We start from the raw sequence: 13,222 nt of genomic DNA on the forward strand, positions 1-13,222 counted from the left end.
CGTGGACATCGCGATCACCGGTGGATATGTGGTGCCCGTCGAGGGCGAGCCGATCGACGGCGGCACGGTGCTGATCTCCGACGGCAAGATCGTCGCGGTCGGCACCGAGGAGGCCGTGGACGTGCCAGAGGACGCGCAGGTGGTGGACGCCGCGGGCACCTGGGTGCTGCCGGGGTTCGTGGAGGGCCACGCGCACGTCGGCATCCACGAGGAGGCCGAGGGCTGGGCAGGCCAGGACACCAACGAGATGACCGACCCGAACGGGGCCAGGCTGCGCGCCATCGACGCGATCAACCCGGCCGACACCGGGTTCGCCGACGCGCTCTCCGGCGGGGTCACCACCGCGGTGGTCAAGCCGGGCTCGGGCAACCCGATCGGCGGCCAGACCGTGGCGCTGAAGTGCTGGGGCCGGACCGTGGACGAGATGGTCGTGGTCAACCCGGCCAGCGTGAAGAGCGCGCTCGGCGAGAACCCCAAGCGGGTCTACGGCGACCAGAAGAAGCTGCCCTCCACCAGGATGGGCGTGGCCGCGGTCATCAGGGACGCGTTCACCAAGGCCCAGGACTACCGGCGCAAGCGGGAGCACGCGGCGGCGGAGAACAAGCCGTTCGACCGCGATCCCACGCTGGAGGTGCTGGTGCGGGTGCTCGACCGCGAGCTGCCCTGGGCCCAGCACAGCCACCGCGCCGATGACATCGCCACCGCGCTGCGGCTGGCCGAGGAGTTCGGCTACCGGCTGGTCGTCCACCACGGCACCGAGGCGCACCTGATCGCCGACCTGCTCGCCGAGCGGGACATCCCGGTGATCATCGGCCCGCTGTTCACCGCCAGGTCCAAGGTGGAGCTGCGCCAGCGCTCGCTGCGCAACCCCGGGCTGCTGGCCAAGGCGGGCGTGCGGATCGCGCTGACCACCGACCACCCGGTGGTGCCCATCCACTTCCTGGTGCACCAGGCCACCCTCGCGGTCAAGGAGGGCCTGGACGAGCGCACCGCGCTGCGCTCGATCACGGTCAACCCGGCCAAGATGCTCGGCCTGGAAGACCGGATCGGCTCGCTCAAGCCCGGCGCGGACGCCGACGTGGTGCTCTGGTCGGGCGACCCGCTGGACGTGATGAGCCGCGCGCTGCGGGTGTTCGTGGACGGCCGCGAGGTTTACACCTTCGACGAGCACCGCGGCGAGGGCGTCGTGGCCAGTCCCTACCGGCGAGGAGCCCGTTCATGATCATCGTTGGCGGCGAGGCCCTGGTCGACCTGGTCCCCGATCCGTCCACAATGGACGGTGAGCTGGGTCCGCTGCTGCCGCGCCTTGGCGGCGGCCCGTACAACGTGGCGGTCGCGCTGGGCAGGCTGGGCGTGGCCGCCGGGTTCGTCTCGCGGCTGTCCACCGACCAGTTCGGCGACGCGCTGCTGGACCGGCTGGTCGCCTCGGGCGTGGACGTCTCCGGCGTGCAGCGCGGCCCGGAGCCCACCACGCTGGCCGTGGTCGGCCTGGCCGCGGACGGCTCGGCCCGCTACTCCTTCCACGTGGAGGGCACCGCGGACCGCCTGGTCGCCGACCCCGGCCCGCTGGCCCCGGCGGCCACCGCGCTGGCCCTGGGCACGCTGTCGCTGGTGCTGGAGCCGGGTGCGAGCGCGTACGAGGCGATGATGCGCCGGGAGGCCGGGCGCGGGCTGTTCGTCTCGCTGGACCCCAACATCCGCGCCGGGCTGATCCCGGACCCGGACGCCTACCGGGCCAGGTTCCGCAGCTGGCTGCCGCAGGTGACCCTGCTCAAGCTGTCCGTGGAGGACGCGGACTGGCTCGGCGCGGACGTGCCCGGCTGGCTCGGCCAGGGACCGGCCGCGGTGCTGCTCACCCACGGCGGGGACGGCCTTGAGGTGCGCACCGTGGCCGGGCTGTCCGTGCGGGTCCCGGCCACCGAGGTGGACGTGGTGGACACCATCGGCGCGGGCGACACCGTGCACGCCGCCCTGCTCGGCTGGCTGGCCCGGCAGGACGCGCTGTCCAGGGACGCTCTGGGCGCGCTGACCGAGCGGCAGTGGACGGCCGCGCTGGAATTCGCCGGGCGGGCCGCCGCGCTCACCTGTTCCAGGGCCGGGGCCGAACCGCCGTATGCGGCAGAACTCCAGAGTCCTTAATTCCCGGCGTTTTCCACCCGGCAAATAAATCGATATTTCCGGGTGCTGGATCGGCCCCGATCAAGAATCACCGTGGGTAGCCGGGCAGCACGCTGCGCCCGAGTGGTCCAGTCCACTAGGTGACCCTGGTTACCCATCGGTACCGCGCTACCCCGATGACGATCTTGATCGATGCATCTGGCACTGTAGTGGACGTCACGTACCCCGCTGGCCTGCGTGGATCTGGTCTTGATCGATCGGATTCCCTAGGTTGGAACCCACGGGTGCCACTCAGGTAACCGGACGGGCGTTATGTGATACCTGTCCCAGATGAGCCGCTGGGCCACTCACGCGGCTGCGCTGGGATGTAACGCCCACTAGCGTGACAACCGACAGGACCCCAACGAGGCGGTTGCTGCGGGTGGTGGCAAACCCACCCCGCGCGCGTGAAGCGCCTCGCCTTAGCGTGAGAGGGACTCGCATGCCCGACGCGACGACCGCGCCAGATTCGACGGTGAAACCAGCCAAACACCGTAACGTCGCGCTACGTTATGACGGCGGGGAGCATGAGATGCCGGTGGTCGCGGCCACCGACGGCGCGCCAGGCTTCGAGCTCGGCAAACTGCTCTCCACAACCAAGATGGTCACTCTCGACCCCGGTTTCGTGAACACCGCCTCCTGCGCCTCGGAGATCACCTACATCGACGGTGACGCCGGCATCCTGCGCTACCGCGGCTACCCGATCGAGCAGCTGGCCGCGAAGTCCAGCTTCGTCGAGGTCAGCTACCTGCTGATCTACGGCGAGCTGCCCACCCAGGCGCAGCTGGACGACTTCACCGGCAAGATCAGCAGGCACACCCTGCTGCACGAGGACCTGAAGCGCTTCTTCGACGGCTTCCCGCGCGACGCGCACCCGATGCCGGTGCTGTCCTCCGCGGTCTCCGCGCTGTCCACCTTCTACCAGGACAGCCTGAACCCCTTCGACGACAACCAGGTGGAGATCTCCACCATCCGGTTGCTGGCCAAGCTGCCGACCATCGCGGCCTACGCGTACAAGAAGTCGGTCGGCCAGCCCTTCCTCTACCCGGACAACTCCCTCGGCCTGGTGGAGAACTTCCTCCGGATGACCTTCGGGCTGCCCGCTGAGCCCTACGAGGTCGACCCGGCCCTGGCCCGTGCGCTCGACCTGCTGCTGATCCTGCACGCCGACCACGAGCAGAACTGCTCCACCGCGACCGTGCGCCTGGTGGGCTCCTCCGAGGCCAACCTGTTCGCCAGCGTCTCGGCCGGCATCAACGCGCTGTTCGGCCCGCTGCACGGCGGCGCCAACCAGGCCGTGCTGGAGATGCTGAACAAGATCCACGAGGACGGCGGCGACGTCGACTCCTTCGTGAAGAAGGTCAAGAACAAGGAAGACGGCGTCCGGCTGATGGGCTTCGGGCACCGGGTCTACAAGAACTACGACCCGCGCGCGGCGATCATCAAGAAGACCGCGGACGACGTGCTGAGCAAGCTCGGCGTGCAGGACCCGCTGCTGGACATCGCGCTCAAGCTGGAGGAGTACGCGCTCAGCGACGACTACTTCATCCAGCGCAAGCTGTACCCGAACGTGGACTTCTACACCGGCCTGATCTACAAGGCCATGGGCTTCCCGACCCGGATGTTCACCGTGCTGTTCGCGCTCGGCCGCCTGCCCGGCTGGATCGCGCAGTGGCAGGAAATGATCAAGGACCCGGCGCGCAAGATCGGCCGCCCGCGCCAGGTCTACATCGGCTCGGCTGAGCGCGACTACCAGTCGATCACCGAGCGCTGAGGCGTCCGACCCCACCGAAGCGGCCCCGGTTCGCATCCCCTGTGGATGTGCCGGGGCGCTTTGCGGTGGGTACCTTCCCGGTGTGACGGCTGTGCTGTGGTTCCGGCGGGACCTGAGACTCGGCGACCACGCGGCCCTGCTGGCCGCCGCGCAGCGGAGTCGGGACGTACTCGCGGTGTTCGTGCTGGACGAGGCCCTGCTCAAGCCATCCGGACCGGTCCGCCGGACCTTCCTCTACCGCAGCCTGCGCGCGCTGGAGGAGCAGTTGGACGGCCGCCTGCTGGTGCTGCGCGGCGACCCGGCGGCCGAGCTGCGCAAGGCCGCCGCGCAGGTGGGCGCGGACAGCGTGCACATCTCCGCGGACGCCGGCCCGTACGGCCGGGAGCGGGACGAGCGAGTGGCAAAAACGTTGGCGGGCAACGGGATCGAGCTGGTCCGCACCGGCTCGCCGTACGCGGTCACGCCCGGCCGGGTGCGCAAGGGCGACGGCACCCCGTTCAAGGTGTTCACCCCGTTCCGCCGGGCCTGGGCCGAACACGGCTGGCGGCCGCCCGCGGACACCGATGCGTCCACAGTGGACTGGATCACCGCGAAGGGCGGCGTGCGCGTCCCGGCGGATGAGGACCTGGGCGAGATCTCCCTGCCCGCGGCGGGGGAGCGGGCCGCGACCGAGGCCTGGGAGTCCTTTGTGGACGAGAGGGTGGCGGACTACGCGGACCGGCGGGACCGGCCCGCGGTGGACGGCACCAGCCGGATGTCGGCCTACCTGCGCTGGGGCCAGCTGCACCCGCGCACCCTGCTCGCCGACCTGGCCCGGCACACCGGCCAGGGCGCGGAGACCTACCGCAGCGAGCTGGCCTGGCGGGAGTTCTACGCCGACGTGCTGTGGCACCGGCCGGAGACCGCGCGGCAGAACTACGACCGCCGCTTCGACCAGATCGACCACGACACCGACGACGAGCTGTTCGCGGCCTGGTGCGCGGGCCGGACCGGGTTCCCGATCGTGGACGCCGGCATGCGGCAGTTGCTGGCCGAGGGCTGGATGCACAACCGGGTCCGCATGATCACCGCCAGCTTCCTGGTCAAGGACCTGCACCAGCCCTGGTGGCGCGGGGCACGGCACTTCATGCGCCACCTGGTGGACGGCGACCTGGCCTCCAACCAGCACGGCTGGCAGTGGACCGCGGGCTGCGGCACGGACGCGGCACCGTACTTCCGGGTGTTCAACCCGACCACCCAGGGCGAGAAGTTCGACCCGGACGGCGACTACGTGCGCCGGTACGTGCCGGAACTCCGTGGCGTGCCGGGGAAAGGCGTGCACAAGCCGGTCGGCGTGCCCGGCTACCCGGAGCCGATCGTGGACCACAAGCACGAGCGCGAGGTCGCCCTGGCCCGTTACGGGGCCACCAGGGGCTAAGCGCCGGGACAGCTTCCCGAGCTGGGCTGCCCGGTGCGGAAGAAGGCCACCGCCTTGGCCGCGCAGGGGATCGAGGACAGCGAGCCGTGGTGGTCGTCCTGCACGGTCAGCAGCCCGCCGCCGATCCGCTCCCGCAGCTGCTCGGCCCAGCCGTACGGGGTGACCGGCTCGTAGCGGTGCCCGACCAGCTGCAACGGGCTTTCGCCCGCCCGGAAGTCCCACGGCCGCACCGGCGGCGTCCAGCCCGCGCAGGTGCCGTCCCAGGTGCCGGGGAAGGCAATCAGCGGGTGCTTGCGGATGCGTTCCTGGCGCAGGCGGTAGATCGTCTCGAAGTCGCGGGCGCTGGTGGATCCGTTGCACAGCACCGCGGTCTGCTGGAAGGTGTTGCCCCCGGTGGGCGTGGTCTGCCAGCCCAGCGTCCCGGCCCGCTCCGCGCCACCGCCCTGCCGCAGCGCGACCAGCGCCTTGGCCGCCTGCGGCCAGTCCCGGCGCGGCCCGGCGATGTGGTGCAGCACGTCCTCGCCGTGCTTGCCGCGCAGCTCCTGGAACACGGTCAGCACCGCGGCCTGGGTGCGCCCGAAGTGGTGCTCCGCGTCCCGCTCGGCCATCCAGCTCGCGAAGTCCTTCGCGCTCTGCTCGCCCGCCGCCACCTGACCATCGTCCATTGTGGACAGACTCAGGGCAGGCGTCATGACCGAGTCCAGCAGCATCCGGTCCACGTGCCGGTCGAACTGGCTGCGGTAGCTCGCGCCCAGCGCGGTGCCCCAGGACACCCCGTAGAAGCCGATCTTCCGCTCGCCCAGCGCGATCCGGATCCGGTCCACGTCCCTGGCGATGTTCTGGGTGGTCAGCTGCGCCACGAACTCCGGGTCCAGCGCCGTGCAGCGCTGGTTGACCTTGGCAGTGCGCTCGAAGACGAACCTGGCCTTCTCCTCCTCGGACCGGCCGGGCGGCGGTTCCTCGGTGTCGCCGGGCTCGCGCGGGCAGGCCACCTCCGCGCTGTACTGCACCCCGCGCGGGTCGAAGCCGATCAGGTCGTGCTCCCGGCCGAGCCCGGCCGCCTTGCTCTCGCTGATCCGGCCCGGCATCTCGATCCCGGCCTGACCCGGCCCGCCGGGGTTGAACACCACCACACCGCGGCGGCGGCCCGGATCGGTGGCCTTGATCCGGGACACCGCGATGCCGATGGTCCGCCCGTCCGGTTTCGCGTAGTCCACCGGCACGGTGACCATCGCGCACTCGGTCCGGTCGTCCTCCGGTGACCAGTCCTTGGCGAGGTCCCTGCACAGCTTCCAGTCCACAGTGGACTCCGCAAGGGCGACGGGAGCCGTGCCGAGCATGGCCGTGGTCAACGCCAAGATCAGGAAACGCACCAGTCCATTGTGGCCTACTTGGCCCCGAGCGCGTCCCGCAGCTTCACCCGGCCGCCCGTGCGCAGCACCGCGTTGGAGTAGATCCGCCCGGCCAGCCGGATGAAGGCGAACATCCCGGCCACGGTGAGCACCACCGACACCACGATCTCCCAGGCGGGCGCCACTCCCATCGCGATCCGGGCGGGCATGATGATCGGTCCGAACGGCGGGATCATGGACAGCACCTCCAGGATCCGGTTGCCCGGATCGCGGGGCAGCATCAGGAAGGTCAGCACCGCGGGCAGGATCGCGGCGAACATCACCGGCTGCACCACCGAGCTGACCTCCTCCTGCCGGGCGACCAGCGCGGCGGAGGCGGCGAACAGGGTGCCGAAGGTGAAGAACCCGGCCAGGTACCACAGCACCCCGGTGACCAGGGTGCCGGTGATCTGCCCGCCGGGCAGGGTGAGCTGGTCGGTGGCGGTGGCCGCGGTGAGCGCCACCGCGGTGATCACGCTGACCTGCAACAGGCCCGCGATGCCGATCCCGGCGACCTTGCCGGCCAGCAGCTGCCACGGCCGCACCGAGGACAGCAGCAGCTCGACCACCCGGCTGGACTTCTCCTCCACCACGCCCTGCGCCACCGCCATGCCGAAGATCATCAGCGACATGTAGAGCAGCGCGGTGAGCCCGATCGCGATGCCAAGGCGCTGCCCGCGCTCGGGATCCGCGGGCTCCAGCTTGTCCACGTGCACCCTGGCCTCGGCCAGCGTGCGGCGCACCTGCACCGGGTCGTCCACCCCGCCCTTGGCGAGTTCGGCCTCCAGGGCCTGCTGGCGGACCACCTCGTCCAGGCTGCCGCGCACCGCGTCGTCGAGGTCCTTCTTCACCAGCACCCGCAGCGAGCCCGGCGCGCCGCTGACCAGCACGTCGATCTTGTCGTCCTTGAGCTGCGCCTCGCCGTCGGCGGCGTCGGGCACCTCGGTGGTCTCCACCTGCTCGCCGAAGCCCTTGGCGGTGGTCTTGAGCTGCTCGGCCACCGCGCTGGCCTGCCCGGTCAGCCCGACCGTGGTCTTGGCGCCGCTCTGGCTGATGAAGTAGATCAGCCCGACGTAGGCGGCGATGATCGCGATGATCACCACGGTGCTGATCACGAAGGACTTGGAGCGCACCCGGGTGTTCAGCTCGCGGCGGGCCACCAGCCACACCGCGCGGGCCGGGGTCAGGGGGCTGCTGCTCATGCCGGGGATCCCTCGGTGACGACGTTGCGGAACAGTTCGGTCAGCGTCGGGCGGTGCGGCGCGAACTCGCGCACCTCGCCGGTGCGCATGGCCGCGGCCAGCACGCTCTGGCTGTCCGTGCCGGGCGCCAGCTCGATGAGGAACCGGGACCCGTCCACGCTCAGCTCGGTGACCCCGGCCTGGTTCCTGGCCCAGTCCGAGGGCGCGTAGGGCAGGTCGAGCAGGTAGCGGTCGCTGCCGCCGGTGCGCAGCTCGGCGACCTTGCCGCTGACCACCATCTGTCCACTTCGGATGATCCCGACCCGGTCGCACAGCCGCTCCACCAGGTCGAGCTGGTGACTGGAGAACATCACCGGCACCCCGGCGTCGGCCTGCTCCCGCAGCACCTCGCTCATCACGTCCACCGCCACCGGGTCCAGCCCGGAGAACGGCTCGTCCAGCACCAGCACCTCGGGCTCGTGCACCAGCGCCGCGGCCAGCTGCACCCGCTGCTGGTTGCCCAGGCTGAGCTTCTGGACCTCCTCGTCCTTGCGCTGCCCCAGCCCCAGCCGCTCGGTCCAGGTGTCAGCGGCCCTGCGCGCGGCCCTGGCCGACATCCCGTGCAGCTCGGCCAGGTAGACCAGCTGCTCGGTCACCTTCATCTTCGGGTACAGGCCGCGTTCCTCCGGCATGTACCCGATGTGCCTGCGGGTCTCGAAGTCCACCGCGCGGCCGTTCCAGCGCACCTCGCCGGAGTCGGCGGCCAGCACGCCCAGCGCGATCCGCATGGTGGTGGTCTTGCCCGCGCCGTTGCTGCCGACGAAGCCGAACAGCTCACCGGCCCGGATCGAGAAGGTCATCTCCCGCAGGGCGACGACCTCGCCATAGCGCTTGGAGATCCGATCGATCTCCAGCACTGCCTCAGCCACGGCGTTTCCTCTCGGTTGTCCAGTTCGCGTCCCCCGGCGCGGTGCCCATGTCCACTATCTCCCAGCCCGGCGATTATGGAGCCCATTCCCGCCGGTCGTGAGCAGCCTGACACTCGGCACTGCGCGAACGCGAACTAGGACCGCTGAGCGAGCAGCCGGTAGGCGTTGCCGCCGTTGCCGCGCTTGATCACCTGGTGCGCCAGCTTGTCGGTCACCCAGGCCAGCACCAGCAGCGGCACCCCCGCGGTGAGCACCGCGCGGAAGAGGACCCGGCGCCACCAGGTGGCCGGCCGGGGCCGCCAGGGCTGGTCCGGGTTGCGCGCCAGCCGGTTCAGGCCGAGGCCGACGGCCATGGTGAGGTCCATGGACTGGTCGGCGCGGCCGCGGTCCTGGGCCACCACGGTGAAGCCGCGCTCGGTCAGCGCCCGGACCAGGTTCTCCCTGGGCATCATGTGCTGGTGCTGCGGCGGGAACCACGGCATCCAGTAGGTGCGCAGCAGCCGCCCGTACCGCGAGCCGGGGTTGGGCACCTCGATGAGCAGGAAACCGCCTGCGGACAACACCTTCGCCGCCGCGTCCAGCTCCTCGAACGGCTCCCTGGTGTGCTCCAGGTAGTGGAACATGCTGATCACGTCGTAGCGCCCGGCCAGCTCGGCCACCAGCTCCGGGAACTGGCCGCGGTAGCCGCGGTCCACCCAGCCGCGCCTGGCCGCCTCCTCGATGCCCGCGCCCAGGTCCAGGCCGTCGAAGGCGGTCTCCGGCCAGACCTCGCGGGCCAGGTTGGCGAAGTGGCCGTGGCCGCCGCCGACGTCCAGCCAGGTGCGCGGGGTGGTGAACGGGACGAGCATCTCGGCCCGCCGCCGGTACACCGCGGGGCCGGCGGAGAACGCGGTCTCCGCGGTGCGCGCGCCCTCGCCGTCGTAGCAGTCGCGGTAGTAGAAGTCGAGACCGGCCAGGTTGAGCCGGGGGTTCTGGAACACGTGGCCGCAGTCCGCGCAGCGTTCCAGGGTGAACCGGCCCGGCTTGTTCAGCACCAGGTCCACGCAGCGCACGTGCGGCTTCAGCGCGGTGCCGCCGCACCACGGGCAGTCCGCGCGGCGCGGCTCGAAGAAGCGCTCGGTGCCCTGGGCCAGCTCGGCGGCGTAGGCGGCGCGCAGCTCGGCCACCCGGTCGCCCCTGACCCGGGTGCGCCACAGCGCGGCCAGCGTGCGGGCCCAGTTCGCCGGATCGCGCAGCAGCCGCAGCGCGGCGTGCCGATGCAGGTCAGCAGGGCGGACCGGACTGCCGGCGAAGACCAGGTAGGGCTGAAGGCAAAACAGCGCCAGCGCGCCGAGGCCGAGGATCGGCTGGGCCACCACGCAGGTGACCAGCGCGGCGTAGCAGACCAGCGGCGGCAGCACCGCGCGGAACAGACCGCGTTCGGCGCGCAGCCGCTCGGCCCGCTGCGCCGGGGTCTCCTGGATCACGCCGAGACCGGGCGCGACGGCGAAATCCGTTGCGGTGCAAGCCAACCGCTTCAACCGGGTGGTGAGACCGGCGGTGGTCACGGTGTCCGGCGCGGCCTCGCCGAGCTGTTCGCGCTCGGCCACGTCGGCGTCCACCAGCAGCGCGTGCCCCGCGCCGCCCGCGCTGGCCAGCCGGGTGGCCAGGAAGTCCTTGCCCAGCCCGGCGCGGGCCAGGTCCAGCGCCCTGGCCACGCCGAGCCGGCGGGGCACCAGGTCCAGCACGGACAGGCCCTGCCGCTGCGCCCAGTCCTCGGCGGCGGCCCTGGTCCGCTCCGGCAGTTCCGCGCCCTGGGCCGCCACGAACCGGAACCGGCCGTGCGGACCGTCCTGCTCGTCGTCGAGCACCGGCAGCCAGGCCAGCTGGCCGCGCAGCCGGAAACCGTTGAGCACCAAGGCGATCATCGTGACCACCGGTAGCCAGCCCAACATCATGTCAGCATCTCCACCCGGTCGGCCGCCGCCGCGGTACCACCGGCGTCGGCGAAGGACGCCCGGATACGCTCTGCCGCCGCTCGGTATCCAGGAAAGGACAGCACATCGAGAATCGAGTCCCGCAGCTCGGCCGGTCCGACCCGGCCGAACCGAACACGTCGGCCCGCGCCCGCCTCGACCACCTGGTTGGCGATGATCGGCTGGTCGTCCCTGATCGGGGCGACCACCAGCGGCAGGCCGTGCGCGAGGGTCTCGCACACCGTGTTGTGCCCGCCATGACATACCACCGCGTCCGTGCGCGCCAACACCTCCAGTTGGGGCACGAACTCCCGTACCAGCACATGGGCCGGAAGTTCTCCAAACAACTTGGGTGGCGCGGCGATGGTGACCTGGAGGCGGGAGCCGAGCGGCTCGACCGCGGCCAGTACCGCGTTGAGGAAGCGGGCGCCGTTCTCCCGGTCCACCGTGCCCAGGGTGACCAGCAGGTGCTGCCGCCGTCCGTCCAGCCATTCCCATGGATAGTCCACAATGGACGCTCGAACGCCCAGCGAGGGCCCGACGAAGGCGTAGTGGCCGGGGTAGTCGATCTTGGAGCCGACCAGGCAGCGGGTGGTGTAGGCGAGCACCAGGTGCTCGGAGAAGCGCAGGTCGCCGCGCTCGGCCACGGCCACCGGAACCTGTTGCGCGTGTTGCAGCGCGGCCAGCTGCCCGCGTACCCAGGCGCCGAACTTGGGCACGGCGGCGAACTGGTCGGTCAGCTCGGCCGAGGTGGTCGCCGAGGTGGCCCAGGGCAGCCCGTGCCGCCGCGCCACCACGCCGCCGGCCAGCGCCTGCTGGTCCACCACCAGCACATCCGGCCGGAACCGCTCGACCGCCTCCTCCACCCCGGGCACGCTGGACTCCGCCAGTGGGATCAGGAAGTCCCGCCAGAGGAACTGGAAGGCCGCGGGACCGCGTAAGCCGCGGGAGCGGGTCACCACCTCGGCCAGCCAGTCGTCCGGGCCGCGCTGCACCGGCATGAGCAGCTCCGGCTCCGGCAGCAGCGGGGCCACCACCTCGCGGTGGCCGACCCAGGCGACCTCGTGCCCGCGCCCGGTCAGTTCGTGGCCCAGCGCCACCGTGGGCAGCGTGTGCCCGGCCAGTGGTGGCACCACGAACAGGACCCGGCTCACCGCAACCACCTTGCCAGCACTTCGCGGACCTGGCCTGCCGCCTCGGTGAGCAGCATGTGCGACTGCTCCGGCAGGATCTCCAGCTCCAGTTGCGGCAGGTACTTCTGCAACACGCTGACCTCGGGCAACAGCTCGGACTCCGAGCCGTAGACGGCCAGCACCGGCGCGGTCACCGCGGCGTAGCGGTCCGGGCTGAACGGCTCCTGCCTGCCGATCTCGGCCACCATGCTGGTCCTGATCAGCAGTTCCTCCACCTGCTGCACCCGCCGGTCCCACTTGCGGCCGCTCATGTGCGTGAAGTGGTGGTCGTACCGGCCCGCGATCGCCTCGTTGAGGGTGGCCGCCATCCGCTCGCCCCAGCCGGGGGTGGGCACCAGCGACTCGATCAGCATGATCTTGTCCACCCGCTGGGGGCGGTGCGCGGCGAAGGCCAGCGCGAGCAGGCCGCCGTAGCTGTTGCCGACCAGCCGGACCGGGCGGTGCTCGCCGAGGGCGTCCAGCAGCGCGTGCAGGTCGGCCACCGAGTCGTCCAGGGTGTAGCCGGTGGGCGGCCGGTCGGAGCGGCCGTGTCCGCGCTGGTCGTAGCAGAGGGTGCGGGCCCCGGCGGTGGCGGCCGGGGTGGCCAGGGTGAGGTAGAGGCCGGAGAGGTTGTCCACCACCAGGCCGTGCAGGAAGACCACCAGTGGCGCGTCCGGCGGGGAGTCGGGGGTGGCCAGGGGCTGGACGTGGAAGGTGAGGTTGTTCGCCTGGACCTCGGTCATGGGGCGGTCCCGCGGTCGCCGGCCAGGCAGTCGGCGATGTAGCGGACCAGGTGGCCGACGGTCAGGCCGACCGCCTCCTCCACCTCCTTGTCGGCCAGGAAGGCGGCGAAGTTGACCGAGCTGCCGTAGTGCTCGCGCAGCTTGGCCGAGAGCGCGACGAACTCGATGCTCTCCAGCTCCAGGTCCTCGTTGAACGAGGTGTCCATGTCGATCTCGACGGTCTGCGCGTACTCGGGCCCGATCACGGCCGCGATCAGCTCGGTCACCGTGGCGAGCACCTGCTGCTCCACCTCGGAAGCCAGGTTTGCGTAACTCATCGCGTTCACTCCCTGTCACGGTGCTGCGAACACCGGTGATGACGTGACACCGCGGACATGGGGCCGCAGGGGGCCGTCCTTTGTGGATGGTCCGAGGCGGTGTTTCCCTAAGGTGACAGGTTTCAAGCTGGGATTGCTTGCGGTTGCGGCGAAAACGCCGCCAAGACAACCCGTTTGAATGACGCT

11 protein-coding genes are annotated in these 13,222 nt (G+C 71.1%); 4 read left to right on the top strand and 7 right to left on the bottom strand.

Translation table 11 applies throughout. The annotated features are described in order from the left end of the window. Nucleotide 1 precedes the first annotated feature (1 nt). From M8C13_RS21280 to M8C13_RS21295, 4 genes are all read left to right on the top strand, one after another. A complete protein-coding gene (locus M8C13_RS21280) occupies nucleotides 2-1,222 on the top strand; it encodes an amidohydrolase (protein ID WP_252482400.1) in 1,221 nt (406 codons plus the stop codon). Further along, nucleotides 1,219-2,139, top strand: coding sequence for a carbohydrate kinase (locus M8C13_RS21285; protein WP_252482401.1), 921 nt, complete (start codon nucleotides 1,219-1,221; stop codon nucleotides 2,137-2,139). The genes M8C13_RS21280 and M8C13_RS21285 overlap by 4 nt, the downstream gene beginning before the upstream one ends. 460 nt (nucleotides 2,140-2,599) lie before the next feature. Further along, on the top strand, nucleotides 2,600-3,931 hold the full coding sequence (locus tag M8C13_RS21290; protein WP_252482402.1) for a citrate synthase: 1,332 nt from the start codon (nucleotides 2,600-2,602) through the stop codon (nucleotides 3,929-3,931). Between the two features lie 91 nt (nucleotides 3,932-4,022). Then, nucleotides 4,023-5,348, top strand: a complete 1,326-nt coding sequence (locus M8C13_RS21295) for a deoxyribodipyrimidine photo-lyase (RefSeq protein WP_252482502.1) — start codon at nucleotides 4,023-4,025, stop codon at nucleotides 5,346-5,348. Here the strand turns inward: M8C13_RS21295 and M8C13_RS21300 are convergent. The 7 genes from M8C13_RS21300 to M8C13_RS21330 all read right to left on the bottom strand — a co-directional run bounded on the left by M8C13_RS21300 (nucleotide 5,345) and on the right by M8C13_RS21330 (nucleotide 13,036). Further along, entirely contained in the window at nucleotides 5,345-6,721 is a 1,377-nt protein-coding gene (locus tag M8C13_RS21300) for an alpha/beta fold hydrolase (RefSeq protein WP_252482403.1), read from the bottom strand. The genes M8C13_RS21295 and M8C13_RS21300 overlap by 4 nt on opposite strands. A gap of 14 nt (nucleotides 6,722-6,735) precedes the next feature. Beyond that, on the bottom strand, nucleotides 6,736-7,941 hold the full coding sequence (locus M8C13_RS21305) for an ABC transporter permease (RefSeq protein ID WP_252482404.1): 1,206 nt from the start codon (nucleotides 7,939-7,941) through the stop codon (nucleotides 6,736-6,738). Further along, a complete protein-coding gene (locus M8C13_RS21310; RefSeq protein ID WP_252482405.1) occupies nucleotides 7,938-8,849 on the bottom strand; it encodes an ABC transporter ATP-binding protein in 912 nt (303 codons plus the stop codon). The genes M8C13_RS21305 and M8C13_RS21310 overlap by 4 nt, the downstream gene beginning before the upstream one ends. A 134-nt stretch (nucleotides 8,850-8,983) precedes the next feature. Then, the gene (locus M8C13_RS21315) at nucleotides 8,984-10,786 is read right to left on the bottom strand and encodes a class I SAM-dependent methyltransferase (RefSeq protein ID WP_252482406.1); all 1,803 of its coding nucleotides are present in this window, start codon (nucleotides 10,784-10,786) and stop codon (nucleotides 8,984-8,986) included. Then, entirely contained in the window at nucleotides 10,783-11,958 is a 1,176-nt protein-coding gene (locus M8C13_RS21320) for a glycosyltransferase (RefSeq protein WP_252482407.1), read from the bottom strand. The genes M8C13_RS21315 and M8C13_RS21320 overlap by 4 nt, the downstream gene beginning before the upstream one ends. Continuing rightward, nucleotides 11,955-12,719, bottom strand: a complete 765-nt coding sequence (locus M8C13_RS21325) for an alpha/beta fold hydrolase (protein ID WP_252482408.1) — start codon at nucleotides 12,717-12,719, stop codon at nucleotides 11,955-11,957. Before M8C13_RS21325 ends, M8C13_RS21320 begins: the two co-directional genes overlap by 4 nt. Continuing rightward, nucleotides 12,716-13,036: an acyl carrier protein gene (locus tag M8C13_RS21330; RefSeq protein WP_252482409.1), complete on the bottom strand. Its 321-nt coding sequence runs from the start codon at nucleotides 13,034-13,036 to the stop codon at nucleotides 12,716-12,718. The genes M8C13_RS21325 and M8C13_RS21330 overlap by 4 nt, the downstream gene beginning before the upstream one ends. Between the last annotated feature and the right edge of the window lie 186 nt (nucleotides 13,037-13,222).

The organism is Crossiella sp. SN42, from assembly GCF_023897065.1.
In the GTDB taxonomy this organism is placed as follows: Bacteria; Actinomycetota; Actinomycetes; order Mycobacteriales; family Pseudonocardiaceae; genus Crossiella.